Origin of the sequence: Lentisalinibacter sediminis, assembly GCF_040706615.1 — a bacterium.
Lineage (GTDB): Bacteria > Pseudomonadota > Gammaproteobacteria > Steroidobacterales > Woeseiaceae > Lentisalinibacter > Lentisalinibacter sediminis.
Genome location: NZ_JAPDRF010000006.1, coordinates 16,579 through 31,553 on the forward strand (window position 1 = coordinate 16,579; position 14,975 = coordinate 31,553).

16 protein-coding genes are annotated in these 14,975 nt (G+C 67.4%); 11 read left to right on the top strand and 5 right to left on the bottom strand.

All coding sequences use genetic code 11. The features are described from left to right. Positions 1-3 precede the first annotated feature (3 nt). The 3 genes from ACJMKX_RS14115 to ACJMKX_RS14125 form a co-directional block, all read right to left on the bottom strand. Positions 4-972, bottom strand: coding sequence for a hypothetical protein (locus tag ACJMKX_RS14115; protein ID WP_405226705.1), 969 nt, complete (start codon positions 970-972; stop codon positions 4-6). A 14-nt stretch (positions 973-986) separates the two neighbouring features. Further along, complete coding sequence (locus tag ACJMKX_RS14120; protein WP_405226708.1) at positions 987-1,460, bottom strand: hypothetical protein; 474 nt, start codon at positions 1,458-1,460, stop codon at positions 987-989. Positions 1,461-1,581: 121 nt separating this feature from the next. Next, the gene (locus ACJMKX_RS14125; RefSeq protein WP_405226711.1) at positions 1,582-3,756 is read right to left on the bottom strand and encodes a tetratricopeptide repeat protein; all 2,175 of its coding nucleotides are present in this window, start codon (positions 3,754-3,756) and stop codon (positions 1,582-1,584) included. A 217-nt stretch (positions 3,757-3,973) separates the two neighbouring features. On the opposite strand from ACJMKX_RS14125, the gene ACJMKX_RS14130 reads away from it, so the two are divergent. The 10 genes from ACJMKX_RS14130 to ureG all read left to right on the top strand — a co-directional run bounded on the left by ACJMKX_RS14130 (position 3,974) and on the right by ureG (position 13,021). After that, entirely contained in the window at positions 3,974-4,651 is a 678-nt protein-coding gene (locus tag ACJMKX_RS14130; protein ID WP_405226713.1) for a hypothetical protein, read from the top strand. A gap of 99 nt (positions 4,652-4,750) precedes the next feature. After that, positions 4,751-6,067 (top strand): cytochrome-c peroxidase, encoded by a 1,317-nt coding sequence (locus ACJMKX_RS14135; protein WP_405226716.1) that lies wholly within the window; start codon positions 4,751-4,753, stop codon positions 6,065-6,067. A gap of 95 nt (positions 6,068-6,162) precedes the next feature. Then, positions 6,163-8,040, top strand: a complete 1,878-nt coding sequence (gene recQ, locus ACJMKX_RS14140; RefSeq protein ID WP_405226719.1) for a DNA helicase RecQ — start codon at positions 6,163-6,165, stop codon at positions 8,038-8,040. Continuing rightward, complete coding sequence (locus ACJMKX_RS14145) at positions 8,037-8,906, top strand: urease accessory protein UreD (protein ID WP_405226722.1); 870 nt, start codon at positions 8,037-8,039, stop codon at positions 8,904-8,906. Before recQ ends, ACJMKX_RS14145 begins: the two co-directional genes overlap by 4 nt. 14 nt (positions 8,907-8,920) lie before the next feature. Next, a complete protein-coding gene (locus tag ACJMKX_RS14150; protein WP_405226725.1) occupies positions 8,921-9,223 on the top strand; it encodes an urease subunit gamma in 303 nt (100 codons plus the stop codon). 20 nt (positions 9,224-9,243) lie between these two features. Continuing rightward, positions 9,244-9,549, top strand: coding sequence for an urease subunit beta (locus ACJMKX_RS14155; protein ID WP_405226728.1), 306 nt, complete (start codon positions 9,244-9,246; stop codon positions 9,547-9,549). Continuing rightward, complete coding sequence (gene ureC, locus ACJMKX_RS14160; protein WP_405227222.1) at positions 9,546-11,258, top strand: urease subunit alpha; 1,713 nt, start codon at positions 9,546-9,548, stop codon at positions 11,256-11,258. Before ACJMKX_RS14155 ends, ureC begins: the two co-directional genes overlap by 4 nt. A gap of 14 nt (positions 11,259-11,272) precedes the next feature. After that, positions 11,273-11,716: an urease accessory protein UreE gene (locus tag ACJMKX_RS14165; protein ID WP_405226731.1), complete on the top strand. Its 444-nt coding sequence runs from the start codon at positions 11,273-11,275 to the stop codon at positions 11,714-11,716. Next, positions 11,709-12,392: an urease accessory protein UreF gene (locus ACJMKX_RS14170; protein ID WP_405226734.1), complete on the top strand. Its 684-nt coding sequence runs from the start codon at positions 11,709-11,711 to the stop codon at positions 12,390-12,392. Before ACJMKX_RS14165 ends, ACJMKX_RS14170 begins: the two co-directional genes overlap by 8 nt. 11 nt (positions 12,393-12,403) lie before the next feature. Next, positions 12,404-13,021 carry an urease accessory protein UreG gene (gene ureG, locus ACJMKX_RS14175; protein ID WP_405226737.1) on the top strand — a complete coding sequence of 206 codons (618 nt, stop codon included), beginning with the start codon at positions 12,404-12,406 and terminating at the stop codon, positions 13,019-13,021. A 2-nt stretch (positions 13,022-13,023) separates the two neighbouring features. Here the strand turns inward: ureG and ACJMKX_RS14180 are convergent, their stop codons facing one another. Together ACJMKX_RS14180 and ACJMKX_RS14185 are read right to left on the bottom strand one after the other, a co-directional pair. Further along, on the bottom strand, positions 13,024-13,689 hold the full coding sequence (locus tag ACJMKX_RS14180) for a hypothetical protein (RefSeq protein ID WP_405226739.1): 666 nt from the start codon (positions 13,687-13,689) through the stop codon (positions 13,024-13,026). A 96-nt stretch (positions 13,690-13,785) separates the two neighbouring features. Then, positions 13,786-13,950, bottom strand: a complete 165-nt coding sequence (locus ACJMKX_RS14185) for a hypothetical protein (protein ID WP_405226742.1) — start codon at positions 13,948-13,950, stop codon at positions 13,786-13,788. Positions 13,951-14,068: 118 nt separating this feature from the next. On the opposite strand from ACJMKX_RS14185, the gene ACJMKX_RS14190 reads away from it, so the two are divergent. After that, positions 14,069-14,908 (top strand): CmcJ/NvfI family oxidoreductase, encoded by an 840-nt coding sequence (locus ACJMKX_RS14190; RefSeq protein ID WP_405226745.1) that lies wholly within the window; start codon positions 14,069-14,071, stop codon positions 14,906-14,908. The last annotated feature ends 67 nt before the right edge of the window (positions 14,909-14,975 follow it).

Genomic DNA, 14,975 nt, shown 5'->3' on the forward strand with positions numbered 1-14,975 from the left:
CGTCTACTCCCCGGCGAACCCAACCGTAACGGCGAAAGTCACGGCGTAGTCGATCTCGTTGCTCTGGTCCGCGTCCACCGTCCGGAATGTCTGTCCCGCGATCTGGAGCCTCGGCGAGACGACGTAGTCGATGCCGATCCCGACGTTGGTGAAGCTGTGCGCGAGCACGCGGTCGTGCTGCCACCACAGTTCCGTGTCGAAGTCGCTCGGGTCCTGGTAAGTCGGACTGTCGGTGAAGTCACCGGGCAGCCTGAGTCCGTGCGGCGAGTCCTTGCGGACGACGAAGACCCGTCCGAGCAATCGCTGGCCGAAGAAATACCCTGCCGAGCCCGACAGCAGCCAGTGATCGACGTTCACGCCGAGCGGCTCTTCACTGAACACGTGGGCAACGCTGCCGCCGAAGTACCAGTCCGAGAAGTAGGGCTGGTACTCGAGCTGTGCTCCTGCGGTGACTTGCCAGAGGTTCTTGCCGATGATCGCCTTGCCGTAGAAAGGATACTCGTGGGTGGGGACACCGTAGGAGAGGAACGGCGACACGATGGCCGGCCCGATAGCGAACCGGTACTCGACGCCGAGTGTGAAGTCCTGGAAACCGCCGTGGAAGTCGCCGTCGTCCACGAGGGAGCGGTCGGGCGGATCGAAGGTCACGAATTCCGTGAAATCGTGCGGTCTCGTCCCCTGATGGCGTTTGCGAATGTAGGGCACGCTCGCGAACACCGACCAGCGCTCGTTCAGGGCGTAGTCGAGCGAGAACAGCAGTGCGTGGGTATCGGTCTCTCCGACGTCGCCACCGGAGACGAAAAAGGGAGAGTCGTCGTAGAAGTCGCCGGTGCGGATGTACTGGTACTCGACGCGGAAGCTCGCGTCACCATGCTCCTGCTCGCCGGCGCACGCCAGGCCGGCAAGGAGCAGCGCCGCCAGCATGCCGCCCAGAGGCAGCGCGGCGCGTCTTCCGGCACTGTCGGGCAGCATGGGACCGTGCCGGGTTAGCCCCGGTTCCGCTTCACGACCCGATGGATCGCCTTCAGGAAGTCTCTCGTGTCGTCGCGGTCGGCGATCATTACCTTCTCGTAGCCGCTACTCGCACGCGCCGCCTCGTCTTTCGTCATCGCGACGGGGAGAAAGGTCGTACGTGAGAAGGTCGTGCCGATTTCGACGGCTCTGTGCTCGCTGAGCGGCGCGATGACGACGTCGTACTCGTAGGCCTGGAGCTCGGTATCCAGCGCAATCGCGTCGTCGATGAACCGAACCTCGTGACCGGATGCCGCGAGTTGCTCTGCGAGTTGCCGGGCCTGCGGTTGGTTGCCGTAGATGAGGACGCTGCCCGGCAGTGGCGCAGTATAACCACGATAAGCGACACCTTTACCCACCCGGTGCAGGCTGTCGCCGCAGGCCGAAACCGGAGGCGAGGCCACGATGGCGAATAAAGTGATCAGCACCGTCGACAGGATGACTTTCATCGGTATCCCTCCCCGCAGCGGGATCTTCGTCCGATCAGATATAGCAGAGCGATCGGCGGGGGGCAATTCCGGGCGACGGTAACTCATTGAATTATGGTCGGTAGCGTTGAGAAACCATCACTCAGAGTTCAACTCCCAGCTCGTCGAGGGCATGGTTCACCCGCCGGCGTGCGGCAGCCAGTCGCGCATCCACCTCGCCGAGCACGGCCTGGTAGCGCGGTTCGTCCCGGTAGCGCCTGAAACAGGGCGAGTCGCGCAGGAGATAGAGCCAGGGCAAATTCGTGCTCCCGGCGACCCTCTCCAGCCGTTCCAGTGCCTCGGCCTCACGATCGAGTATCGTGAGCATGCACGCCTGGTAGAGATGACCCCACCAGATGTCGCTGTCGAGGTGTGCCTCGCCCAGCCACCAGTTTGCGATCTCGCGTGCCCGATTGACGCGCCCCGTCTCGTACAAAGCCTGGGCGAGCGTCACCCAGGCCTCGATATCGATGAACTGTCGGGGTGGACGCGAAATCGGACTCTCCAGTCCGAGGCTGTCGAATATCCGCAGGGCATCCGTCGCCCGGCCGGTCGCGGTGTAGGCAAAAGCCAGCAGATATCGGAGATAGACATCGTCCGGTTCGTCGATCATGAGGAACTCGGCCTCGTCGATGAACTCCTCGTAACGACGCATCTTCACGAGCAGGCCGATACTCGGCTCCGGCTCCAGTCGGAGCGCGGTCTCATGGTCCCCGATATCCACGAACACTTCGGCGAGCGCCGCCGTATGCAGACCGTCGTCGGGCTCCTTGTCCCGCGCTCGCAATATCCACACGACACTCTCTTCCGGCTGGCCCAGCAGGTCGTACAACCGGGCTATCACGCGAAAGGACCCGGCGCTGTCGAACAGCTCCCGGATGCGTTCGATGAGGTCTTCGGTCTCCGACGTGCGGGAAACCACGGCAAGGAAGAAACCCAGGTCCGCGTAACGTGACAGGTTCAGCGGATCGAGCTGCAGTGCCCGACGCAGGAAATGCAACGGCTCCGCGCTGTCGATGCGAATCCAGTGCCAGTAGGCATAGGAGCTCAGTGCATCGACGTTGTTCGGGTTCAGTTCGATCGCACGCTTCCAGGCCGCGCCGGCGCCCGGCATGTTGCGGGCCCAGTAATAACGTCCGAGGGTCTCCTGTACCTCCGAGCGGTTCGGCGCAAGCGCCAGTGCGCGGAACACCGAGGGTTCGGCGCCGTCGATATCCCCGCCGTAGAGCCGGGCGCGCGCGAGACGACTGTGGGCGATGGCCGAGTCCGGATCCGCTTCCACCGCCTGCCGGTACAGCTCGATCGCCTGCTGCAGCCGGTAACGATCGACCTCCGGCGACTCCCGCACCTCGCGCTCGTAGTGCCGCGCCAGCAACAGCAGCTCGCTGACCGATACGTCGCGCTCCGGCGGGGAAATCGATGCAGGCTGCAGATCGGGCACCATGACCTGTGCCACCGCGTGGGAGATGACCTGCTGCGCCATGGCGAGCTCCTGCAGGTCCAGGTCGTAGCGCTCCGACCAGACCTGTGTCGCATCCGAGGTATCCACCAGCTGGACCGCGATCCGCAAGCGGCCACTGCTGCGTCTGACGCTCCCCTCGAGCACGTAGGCGACGCCGAGCGAATCGCGCACCATACGGATGTCCGCAGACCGCTCGGCCATGGCAAAAGAGGACGTCCGCGCGATGACGCGAATATCCGGATAACGGGCCAGCGCATTCAGGATGTCTTCCGACAGGCCCTCTCCGAGATAGCCTTGATCGCCGGCGGCACTGCGATCGACGAACGGCAGCACGGCGATGGAGTTCTCCATCAACTCCGCCTCGCGACCGCCCTCATTGGTCAGCCACCAATAGAACAGTGGCCCGGCAAGTACCACGGCCAATGCCAACAACCCGGCCCGTCGGCCGGATGATCGGGCAGCGGCGGCGTCCCGATCTACGACCTCGTCCTGCTCCGCCAGCTTCGCAGTGAAGCGGTAGCCGCGGCGGGGTGCGGTGCGAACAATCCTGCGATCGGCGTCGCCCAGCGCCTTGCGGATGTCGATCACGCACTGAGCGAGGGAGTCGTCGGTGACCGCCCGCTCTCCCCAGACCTGCTCGTAGAGTTCCCGCTTCGTGACCACGCGATGCCGGTTCGCGACCAACAGGACCAGCACCTCGAACGATTGCGGACGCAGCGGGATCACTCCCGATTCATCGGACAGCTCGCCCCGCTCCGTATCCAGCGTATAGCGGCCGAAGCGGTACACGCCCTGCGCCAGTTCGGTCTTCGGCATCGCACCCCCCGTCTGGTCCCCATCCTAACCGCTCCGTCCGCCGCGGCGGGAGCGGTCTGACCGCCAGGCGCACCGGCTCCACCGTGCGCGATCCATAATCTGACATTTTGTCCGGAACTCGACCTATTTTCGTGAAATTTAGTGGATCTTTCGTGATTACCGGCCGCGCGACGACTAGCTTTCCATAGTTCGTAGCAACGCGAATGGAGGATTCGTCATGACTCGGAATTCACTGTCCATACTCACCCTTGCAGCGGTCCTGACGCTCGGTTTCGGCCAGGTCGCCAGCGCCGATGCCGGGCGGTCGTCTTCGCCCGTGTTCTGGATGTGGGAGTTCCCGCCGGCCGCGACGGCCGTGGGAACGAGTTCACTCTTGCGTACACGGAACGGTCTGAACGCCCGATTCCAGACCACGGGGCTGCCCGCCGGCCATGCGGTCACCCTCTGGATCATGTTCTTCAACAATCCGCGCGCCTGCCGGCCGGCCGGTGCGCCGTGCGCGGCGAACCCCGACAACATCAATCCATCCACCGGCTTTGATTTCCACTACGTGGGCGGCCATATCGTGAATGCCAACAAGACCACCATCGCCGGTCATCTGTCTGTGGGTGAGCTGAGCACCTCCGGCTGGGCGGAACTCGCCGGGACCGGTGCGCTGACGCCGCTGCCGACGCCGCTTACGAACCCACTGGGCGCCGAGGTCATACTCGCCATCCACAGCCATGGTCCGGCCGCAACCGGTCAGCTGCTGAAGGAGCAGACCAGTTCCTACCTCGGTGGCTGCATCCTGCCCTTCCTGGGCGATCCCATGTCGGGCTTCGCGCTCGGTCCCGGCGACGTCCCGGCCATTTCCGGCGAATGCTCGACGATTCAGCAGTCGCTGCACCTGCCCTGAGGGAGGCAATCTGAGCGCCACGTCAGCCACCCCTGCGGAAGGACAAGGACGTCCTGCCGAGCGCTGGCTCCCCGGAGGCCGCGACAAGGAGGCCAGGCAATGTCTCATCGAAAAGCCATCAGTTCAGTCGTCATCCCGCTGCTCCTGCTGGTCCCCCACTGGGCCGGCGCACTCGAGTTCGTCGATCAGCGTCACCCCGACCCGGCAAAAGTCGAACTCGGCCGCCAGCTGTTCTTCGACAAGATCCTTAGCGGCAACCGCAACATCTCCTGCGCGACCTGCCACCACCCTCTGGCCGACACCGGTGACGGGCTGTCGCTGCCGATCGGCGAAGGCGGCACAGGTCTCGGCGTAACCCGCAATGCAGGCCTCGGCGCGGATGCTGTGCACGAGCGCGTGCCGCGGAACGCCCCGCCGGTCTTCGCGCTCGGCAGCACGGCCGTGACGAGGATATTCCACGACGGGCGCATCGAGGTGAATGCCGACTTCCCGAGCGGCTTTTTCACGCCGGCGGGCTTCGATCTGCCGCCGACACTCGATAACATCCTTGCCGCCCAGGCCATGTTCCCGGTGACCAGCGCCGACGAGATGGCAGGCCAGCCCGGGGAGAATGCGATCGCCGATCTCGCCGCGACCGGAGACCTGCGCGGCATCTGGCGACGGCTCGCAGGACGCCTGGCGGACGTCCCCGGTTACGCCCGGCAGTTCGGCAATGTCTACGGTATCGCCCCCGCCGAAATCACGTTCGCCCATGCGGCGAACGCTATCGCGGCGTTCGAGATCGACGCCTGGCGTGCCGACGATACCGCCTACGACCGTTACCTCGCCGGCAACAGCCAGGCGCTGAACAAAGCGCAGAGGCGCGGCATGAAACTGTTCTTCGGCAAGGCCGGCTGCTCGGGGTGCCACAGTGGGGAACTCTTCAGCGACATGGGATTCCATGCCATCGCCATGCCGCAGATCGGTCCAGGCAAGGGCGACGGCCCGGGCGGTTACGAGGACTGGGGCCGCTACCGGGTGACGGGACGGATGGAGGACAAGTTTCGCTTTCGCACTCCGCCACTGCGCAACGTGGCGCTGACGGCACCCTATGGTCACGCCGGCGCCTACGACACGCTGGAGGCCGTAATACGCCACCATCTCGATCCGCTGACATCCCTCGATGCTTACGACTGCCGGTCGGAGCCGACGCTGCCGGAGCGGCCGGACCTCTCGGCGACCGACTGTCTCGCGCTGGAGGATCCGGCGGCGCGGCGTGCCATCGCCGGCGCCAACGAACTACAGCCGATATCACTGGACGGTCAGGATGTGGCCGAGCTCGCCGCCTTCCTGCACGCTCTGACCGACGCCGGCTCCCTGGATCTGCGCCGCGACGCTCCGATGCGAGTGCCGAGCGGTCTGCCGCTCGCCGAATAACCGGACCGTAGGAGGGCCTTCAGGCCCGATTCTCTGATGTATCGGGGCTAAACCCCTTCTACAATTCTGCTGGCGCTGTGCGATCATTCTCGCCCATGTCCAACCTCGCCCTGCAGACACTCCGCGACGTCTTCGGCTACCAGCAATTCCGCGGCGATCAGGCCGCGGTCATCGAGGCGGCGCTGGCCGGCCGCGATGCACTGGTGCTCATGCCCACCGGCGGCGGCAAGTCGCTCTGCTATCAGATCCCGGCGCTGGTGCGCGGCGGCGTCGGCCTCGTCGTCTCGCCGCTGATCGCGCTCATGCAGGACCAGGTGCGGGCGCTGCACGAGCTCGGCATCGAGGCGGCGTTCCTGAACTCGAGCCTGAGCCGGGAGGAGCAGAGCGACGTCATCGCCCGCCTGAAAGCCGGCGAGATCCAGCTGCTCTACGTCGCGCCCGAGCGTCTGGTGCAGTCCCACACCCGGGCGCTGCTCGCCGAAGTGCCGCTGTCGGTCATCGCCATCGACGAGGCCCATTGCGTCTCCCAGTGGGGCCATGACTTCCGCTCCGACTACCTGGCGCTGGATACCCTCGGCGAACTCTTCCCGGGCGTGCCGCGGCTGGCGCTCACCGCCACGGCCACGCCGATCGTGCGCGAGGAGATCGTCGAGCGCCTCGCACTGAACGAGCCCGCCATCTTCGTCAGCCCGTTCGACCGCCCGAACATCCGCTACCTGGTGCAGCCGAAGTCGGACACCCGCCGCCAGCTCACCCAGTTCCTGCAGGGCCACGCCGGCGAGGCAGGCATCGTCTACTGCCTGTCGCGGAAGAAGACGGAGAGCATTGCGGAGGCGCTGCAGCGCGAGGGCCACAACGCCCTGCCCTACCATGCCGGCCTGTCCGCCGAGATGCGCGCGGACCACCAGCACCGCTTCCTTACCGAGGAGTCCGTGATCGTCGTAGCGACCATCGCCTTCGGCATGGGCATCGACCGGCCGGACGTGCGCTTCGTCGCGCACCTCGATCTGCCGAAGAGCATCGAGTCCTACTACCAGGAGACCGGCCGTGCCGGGCGCGACGGCGAGCCGGCCGACGCCTGGATGATCTACGGCCTGCAGGACGTCGTGCGCCTGCGTCAGATGGTGGACGACTCGGAGGCGGACGAGGAGCGCAAGCGCCACGACCGGCAGAAGCTGGACGCGCTGCTCGGCTGGTGCGAGGTCACCGAGTGCCGGCGCCGGCCGCTGCTGGCCTACTTCGGCGACGAGCTGACGGAAGACTGCGGCAACTGCGACAACTGCCTGAACCCGCCGGCCACCTGGGACGGCACCGAGGCGGCGCAGAAGCTGCTCTCCGCCGTCTACCGCACCGGCCAGCGCTTCGGCGCCGCCCACGTGGTGGACGTGCTGCTCGGCAAGACCACCGACAAAACCACCCAGCATCGCCACGACCGGCTCTCCGTCTACGGCATCGGCACGGAGCTGGCCGGCCCTGCCTGGCGCTCGGTGGTGCGCCAGCTCATCGTGCAGGGCTACCTGAAATCCGACCAGAGCCGCTACGGCGCGCTGGTGCTCACCGACCGGAGCCGGCCGCTGCTGCGCGGCGAGATCGAGCTCCGGCTGCGCGAGGACCGTAAGCTCAAGACGGAGAAGAAGCCGCGCCGGGATGCCGCCGCCGACCTGGCACCGGCGGACCAGTCGCTGTTCGAGGCGCTCAGGAAGCGCCGCAAGGCACTGGCGGATCAGCTCGACCTGCCGCCCTACGTCATCTTCCATGACGCCACGCTGCAGCAGATGGCCGAACACCGGCCGAAATCGGAAGCCGAACTGCTCAGCATCAACGGCGTGGGCGAGGCGAAGCTGGAGCGCTACGGCGAGGCATTCCTGGAGATCATTGCCGCGGAAGGGGCGGCGGAAGGAGCCGCGGACAAGGGGTCGGACGAGACTGCGGACCCGGCTGCCCGCATCTCCGCGGGCGCCGGGACGCGGTGACCGCCGACGCCGCTTCCACGCTGCAGCGCTCCTCCGGCGCCGCGCGGGTCTCGTTCAGATGCCGTGCCTCCGGCACCTGTCTCGACGAGCTCTACCAGCAGGGATGCTCGAAAGTCCGCTTCCCCAGCAAGCACGACGGCAGCCCCGAAGCCGTGCTGCTGAACACCGCGGGCGGTCTCGCCGACGGCGACGTCCTGAACACCGACATCCACTGGCGCGACGGCGCGCGGGCGACGGTGACCAGCCAGGCGGCGGAGCGCGTCTATCGCGCGGCGGGCGAAGGCTCGGCCCGGGTGACGACCCGGCTCCGCGTCGAGGCGCAGGCGGTCGCCTGCTGGCTGCCCCAGGAGACGATTGTTTTCGACGGCGCCCGGCTCGCCCGTTCGCTCGAGATCGAGTTGGCGCCGGATGCCCGCCTGCTGGCGCTCGAGAGCACCGTGTTCGGCCGCCGCGCCATGGGCGAGACCGTGAGCCGCGGCCGGGTCTCGGACCGCTGGCGCGTGCGGATCGGCGGCCGCCTGGCCTTCGCCGATCATTTCCTGCTGGATGACACGCTCACCGGCCCCATCGACGCGAGTCTCGGCCAGGGGCCGGTGGCCAATGGCGCGCACTGTCTCGCGACGCTGGTGGCGGTCGCGCCGGACTGTGACCGCATCGTTCCGGCGGCCCGGGAAACGCAGTTCGAGTCGTCATCCGAATCACCGGTGAAAAAACGTGCCGATGTCGGCGCAACGCTCCTCGACGGGCTCGCGGTCCTCCGCGTCGTGGCCGCGGACGGCGCCGCGATGCGCGCCGTCCTCACCCGCCTCGTCACGCTGGCCGGCGAGACCTCTGGTATAACATTGCCACGCGTGTGGCACTGCTGAGCACAGGGACCGGTATGCATCTCACCCCCAGGGAAAAAGACAAGCTGCTGATATCGCTGGCCGCGATGGTCGCGCGCAACCGCCTGGAACGGGGCGTGAAGCTGAATCACCCGGAGGCCGTCGCCCTCATCTCCGACTTCGTCGTCGAGGGAGCCCGGGAGGGCAAGTCCGTGGCCATGCTGATGGCCGAAGGCGCGAAGGTGCTGACCCGCGAGCAGGTCATGGAGGGCATCCCGGAGATGATCCACGACGTGCAGGTGGAGGCCACCTTCCCGGACGGCACGAAGCTGGTCACGGTCCACGAACCCATCCGCTAACCCCGAGCAAGGAGGCCACAATGATCCCCGGCGAAGTCTTCCCCGCCGACGGCGAGATCGAGATCAACGCGGGCGCCGAGACGGTCACCGTCACCGTGGCCAACACCGGCGACCGGCCCATCCAGGTGGGCTCGCACTATCACTTTTTCGAGACCAACGGCGCGCTCGACTTCGACCGCGAGGCGGCCCGCGGCCGGCGCCTCGACATCGCCGCCGGCACGGCGGTGCGCTTCGAGCCGGGCCAGAGCCGGGACGTCACCCTGGTGCCGATCGCAGGCGACCGCAGGGTCTACGGCTTCAACCAGAAGATCATGGGAGACCTCTGATGGCGAGCATCCCGCGCGCAGCCTACGCCGCCATGTACGGCCCCACCACCGGCGACCGGGTGCACCTGGCCGACACCGACCTGATCGTGGAGGTGGAATCCGACCGCACCGTCTACGGCGAGGAGGTGAAGTTCGGCGGCGGCAAGGTCATCCGCGACGGCATGGGCCAGTCCCAGCACGGCCGCGCCGACGGCGCCGTCGACACCGTGATTACCAACGCGCTGATCGTCGACGTCACCGGCATCTACAAGGCCGACGTGGGGCTCCGCGACGGGCGCATCGCGAAGATCGGCAAGGCCGGCAACCCGGACACCCAGCCCGGCGTCGACATCGTGGTGGGCCCGACCACCGAGGCCATCGCGGGCGAGGGCAAGATCCTGACCGCCGGCGCCTTCGACGCCCACATCCATTTCATCTGCCCGCAGCAGATCGAGGAGGCGCTCACGTCCGGCGTCACCACGATGCTGGGCGGCGGCACCGGCCCGGCCACCGGCACCAATGCCACCACCTGCACGCCGGGCGCCTGGCACATCGGCCGCATGCTGCAGGCCGCCGACGCCTTCCCCATGAACCTCGCCTTCGCCGGCAAGGGCAACGCCTCGCTGCCCGCCGCGCTGGAGGAGCAGGTGCTCGGCGGCGCCTGCGCGCTGAAGCTGCACGAGGACTGGGGCACCACGCCCGCGGCCATCGACTGCTGCCTGTCCGTGGCCGACGACTACGACGTGCAGGTCATGATCCACACCGACACGCTGAACGAGAGCGGCTTCGTGGAGGACACGATAGCGGCGTTCAAGGGCCGCACCATCCACGCCTTCCACACCGAGGGCGCCGGCGGCGGTCATGCGCCGGACATCATCCGGGTGTGCGGCCAGCCGAACGTGCTGCCCTCCTCCACCAACCCCACGCGGCCCTACACGGTGAACACCATCGACGAGCACCTGGACATGCTCATGGTGTGCCATCACCTCGACCCGTCCATCCCGGAGGACATCGCCTTCGCCGAGAGCCGCATCCGCCGCGAGACCATCGCCGCCGAGGACATCCTGCATGACCTGGGCGCGTTCTCCATCATCGCCTCGGACAGCCAGGCCATGGGCCGGGTGGGCGAGGTGCTGATCCGCACCTGGCAGACCGCCGACAAGATGAAGAAGCAGCGCGGCCGCCTGCCCGGGGAGCGGGGCGACAACGACAACCTGCGCGTGCGCCGCTACATCGCCAAGTTCACCATCAACCCGGCCATCGCCCATGGCATCGGCGACTACGTGGGCTCCGTGGAGGAAGGCAAGCTCGCCGACCTGGTGCTGTGGTCGCCCGCCTTCTTCGGCGTGAAGCCCGACCTGGTCATCAAGATGGGCAGCATTGCCGCCGCGCCCATGGGCGACCCGAACGCCTCCATCCCCACGCCCCAGCCGGTGCACTACCGGCCCATGTTCGCGAGCTACGGCCGCGCCATGCACGAGAGCGCGGTGACCTTCGTCTCCCAGGCCGCCCAGGACGCCGGCATCCGCGAGACTCTGGGGCTGGCGAAGCAGACGCTGGCGGTGCGCAACACCCGCGGCGGGATAAGCAAGAAGGACATGCGGCTGAACGACTACTGCCCGGCCATCGAGGTGGACCCGGAGACCTACGAGGTGCGTGCCGACGGCGAGCTGCTCACCTGCGAACCGGCCACGGAACTGCCGATGGCCCAGCGCTACTTCCTGTACTGACCCCGGTGCCGGCAATGACCCTGCCGCGGGCACAACGCGTCATCGCCGATCCGCCGGCGGACGCCGACGTGGTGGAGCTCGACTACGACGCCCGCCACCGCCGCCGCATCGCCATGCGCACCGAATCCGGGCGGGAGTTCCTGCTGGACCTGCCAAAGGCGGTCGCATTGGCGGACGGCGACGGCCTCGCGCTCAGCGACGGCACGTCGGTGCGGGTGCGCGCGAAACCCGAACGGGTCATCGACGTCCGAGCGGCATCGCCCGAGCAGCTGCTGCGCATCGCCTGGCACCTGGGCAACCGGCACCTGCCAACGCAGATCCTGGGCGAGACAATCCGCATCCGCTACGACCACGTCATCCTGGACATGCTCGCGGGCCTGGGCGCCGACACCCGCACGACGGAGGCGCCGTTCCACCCCGAGGGCGGCGCCTATGCGGGTCATTCGCATCATGACTGACGCCCTCTTCCGCCTGATGTCCTGGCTCTCGCCCGCCTACCCGGTGGGCGCGTACGCGTTCTCCCACGGCCTCGAATACGCCGTCGACGCCGGCCTGGTGCGGGATCGGGACGACTCCCGCGACTGGATCGGCACCGTCATGTCGGTGGGCAACGGCTACGCGGACCTCGTGTTCGTCGGCGCCGCCTGGGACATCGACGCCGGCCGGCCGGCCGCGCTAAGCGAACTGCGCGAACTCAACGACCTGGCACTCGCCTTCCAGGGCACCGCCGAACTGCGCCTGGAGAGCACGGCCCAGGGACGCGCGTTCGCCAGCGTCACGGCGGACGCCTGGCCCTGCGCGGCCACCACCGCGCTGGCGCAACTGCCCCGGGACGAAATCGTCCACGCCATCGCCGTGGGCGCGGTCGCGCGGAGCCACGGCATCGGCCGGACGGAGACCGTCACCGCCTACGCCCATGCCTACGCCGCGAACCTGGTCTCGGCCGCCGTGCGCCTGATTCCGCTGGGCCAGACCGACGGCCAGCGCGTCACCGCCGAGCTGATGCCCGTCTGTCTCGCGGCAGTCGAACGGGCCGCGGCCACGCCGGTGGACGACGTCTCCTCGTCGACGCCAATGGTCGACGTCGCCTCCATGAAACACGAAGTCCAGTACACGAGGTTATTCCGGTCATGAGCGATAGGATCATGAGCAATAGCGGACCACTGCGCGTAGGCATCGGCGGGCCGGTGGGCTCGGGCAAGACGGCGCTCACCGAGGCGCTCTGCCGCAGCATGGCCGGCGACTATTCCGTGGCCGTCGTCACCAACGACATCTACACCCGCGAAGACGCCGAATTCCTGACCCGGGCCGAGGTGCTGCCGGCCGAGCGCATCATGGGCGTGGAGACCGGCGGCTGCCCGCACACCGCCATCCGCGAGGACGCCTCCATGAACCTGGCGGCCGTCGCCGACATGAGCCGGCGCTTCACGGATCTCGACCTCGTCATCATCGAATCCGGCGGCGACAACCTGGCCGCGACCTTCTCGCCGGAACTCGCGGATATCACCATCTACGTGATCGACGTCTCCGCCGGCGACAAGATCCCGCGCAAGGGCGGCCCGGGCATCACCCGCTCGGACCTCCTGGTCATCAACAAGATCGATCTCGCCCCGCTGGTGGGCGCCGACCTCGACGTCATGGACCGCGACGCCCGCCGCATGCGCGGCGAGCGGCCGTTCCTGTTCACCAACATGAAGGACGGCACCAACGTGGCCGAGGTGCGCGCGTTCATCGAGCGGGCGGGGGGACTGCGCACCCCCTGAACCTACGGCGTGGCGCTCCCGGAGGCCTTCGCCTCTTCGTCACCATCCACCGCATACAGGGTCAGGTCGTCGAAGTAGACGCCCTGCGTCCTGTCCGAGCCGGAATAATCGACGTAGAGCGTGAAGGCCTGCACCGTGGCCGTGCCCGCAGGCGCGGTCACGACACCGGTATCCAGGAAGATCCACTCGCCCACGGCTGACTGGTTGTTGATCTGGTTCGACGCCTTCGCCTTCGTGTCGGCGTCGGCCGTCTCGACCGTTCCCAGGTCTTCGCCCCCGGCGTCGAAGAAAGACAGCTGGAGGATGCCGAAAGCCGGCGTCCCGATCAGCGGCCTGGCTGTCAGGCCGTATCCGGTCAGGCGCCACTGGGAGCCGGGATCGGCCGGGAACTCCTGGAAGGCACCGGAAGCGTTGCCGAGGAAGAACGGGTTATACGGCACGGTCCGGCTGAAGCCGCCGTTGAACAGCGACTGACTGCCGCTGCGTGCGTGGTTCTTCGAGAACATGCTGATCTCGAACAGGTCCCAGCCGCCCTCGTCCGCCGGCAGCTTGCGTTCGAAGCTCGCGTCTTTCAGAAGGCCGCCGTCATCGGGCTGCGCCGCGGCAGGGACGCAGACCAGCAGGGCGGTCACAAGCACGAGGCAGACGGCGTTGTTGACGTTGTTCATGTAAGACTCCCGCAGCTGCGCCTACGATAAGCCTTTTCGGGTCTCGACGTCGATTGTGGAATGTGCCGTCGCCCACCCGGCCGCGCAAGAAAGCGCTCAGGACTCGTCAGCGTCCTCCGGTTCGGACTCGACCGCGTAATCGCCCGCGTGCTGTCGCAGTTCGTGTACGATCCCGGTCACGCCGGAGGTCGACATCTGCCGGTTGAGCGTATCGTCGAGGTCGTATTCGTCGAGCGGGCTGGTATCTTCGTGGTCTTTCACGGCTCGGCCCTCCCATTGCGGTTCGAACCATGAGATTTGTACGGCAGAAGCTGCGCTCACGCCAAGAACTGCATCACAACCCGAGCGAACCCACAGACCCGGACCAGGGAGAGACACGATGATGAAAGCCGCCGGCAGCCTGGGCGCAGACCCGATCACCGCCCGGCTGAAGTTCCTGGCCGATCTCGACGGGCCGCTCGCCTACGTGCCCTCGAAGGGCGGCGGCGACAGCACCGAACACCTCGGCAACTTCACCACCCGGGAGGTCGCCGTCCACGACGGCCGGTCGCATCTGCCCGACACCCGTCTCGACGCCGAGGGCTTCACCCTGGTCACCCGGCCGACGGCCGTTTCCGATTTCCATGACGACGAGCAGATCGAGGCGGTGCATCACGAAGAGGTCAGGGCCCTGGTGACCCGGCTAACCGGCGCGAAGCGGGTCGAGATCTTCGACGACACCCGGCGTGCGTCGTCGCTCGAGCGCCAGCGCGAGCACAAGATCCGCGACCCGGCGGCCATCGTGCACAACGACTACACCGCGCGCTCCGGGGTGAAGCGGCTGCGCGACCACTTCGCCGACGCGCCGGAGGAAGCCGAACGCCTGCTCGCGCGGCGCTTCGCCATCATCAACGTCTGGCGCTCGACCGCCGGACCCGTGCTGAATCATCCGCTGGTGATGGCCGATGCGACCACCGTCCGGGAGGAAGACCTCGTCGCCGTGGAGCGGCGCGGCGAGGACCGCATCGGCGAACTGCAGGTGGCGCTGCATCACCCGGAGCAGCGCTGGTACCACTACCCGCGCATGCAGCCGGACGAGGCGCTGGTCTTCAAGACCTTCGACTCAGCGACCGACGGGCGCACCCGGTTCACGCTGCATTCCTCGTTCGACGATCCGGGCGCGCCCGCCGACGCGCCGCCGCGGGAGAGTATCGAGTCGCGGTGTCTGGTGTTCTTCTGAGCTCGATCGCGCGTAGGAGGGGCTGGTAGGAGGGGCTGGTAGGAGGGGCTGGTAGGAGGGGCTTTAG

What these genes read in the sequence shown, in the direction of transcription:
- ACJMKX_RS14165 (WP_405226731.1), top strand. Translation starts at nt 11,273, where the DNA reads ATGACCCTGCCGCGGGCACAACGCGTCATCGCCGATCCGCCGGCGGAC.
- ACJMKX_RS14190 (WP_405226745.1), top strand. Translation starts at nt 14,069, where the DNA reads ATGATGAAAGCCGCCGGCAGCCTGGGCGCAGACCCGATCACCGCCCGG.
- ACJMKX_RS14135 (WP_405226716.1), top strand. Translation starts at nt 4,751, where the DNA reads ATGTCTCATCGAAAAGCCATCAGTTCAGTCGTCATCCCGCTGCTCCTG.
- ACJMKX_RS14125 (WP_405226711.1), bottom strand. Translation starts at nt 3,756, where the DNA reads ATGCCGAAGACCGAACTGGCGCAGGGCGTGTACCGCTTCGGCCGCTAT.
- ACJMKX_RS14155 (WP_405226728.1), top strand. Translation starts at nt 9,244, where the DNA reads ATGATCCCCGGCGAAGTCTTCCCCGCCGACGGCGAGATCGAGATCAAC.
- recQ (WP_405226719.1), top strand. Translation starts at nt 6,163, where the DNA reads ATGTCCAACCTCGCCCTGCAGACACTCCGCGACGTCTTCGGCTACCAG.
- ACJMKX_RS14130 (WP_405226713.1), top strand. Translation starts at nt 3,974, where the DNA reads ATGACTCGGAATTCACTGTCCATACTCACCCTTGCAGCGGTCCTGACG.
- ACJMKX_RS14150 (WP_405226725.1), top strand. Translation starts at nt 8,921, where the DNA reads ATGCATCTCACCCCCAGGGAAAAAGACAAGCTGCTGATATCGCTGGCC.
- ACJMKX_RS14115 (WP_405226705.1), bottom strand. Translation starts at nt 972, where the DNA reads ATGCTGCCCGACAGTGCCGGAAGACGCGCCGCGCTGCCTCTGGGCGGC.
- ACJMKX_RS14180 (WP_405226739.1), bottom strand. Translation starts at nt 13,689, where the DNA reads ATGAACAACGTCAACAACGCCGTCTGCCTCGTGCTTGTGACCGCCCTG.
- ACJMKX_RS14120 (WP_405226708.1), bottom strand. Translation starts at nt 1,460, where the DNA reads ATGAAAGTCATCCTGTCGACGGTGCTGATCACTTTATTCGCCATCGTG.
- ACJMKX_RS14170 (WP_405226734.1), top strand. Translation starts at nt 11,709, where the DNA reads ATGACTGACGCCCTCTTCCGCCTGATGTCCTGGCTCTCGCCCGCCTAC.
- ureG (WP_405226737.1), top strand. Translation starts at nt 12,404, where the DNA reads ATGAGCAATAGCGGACCACTGCGCGTAGGCATCGGCGGGCCGGTGGGC.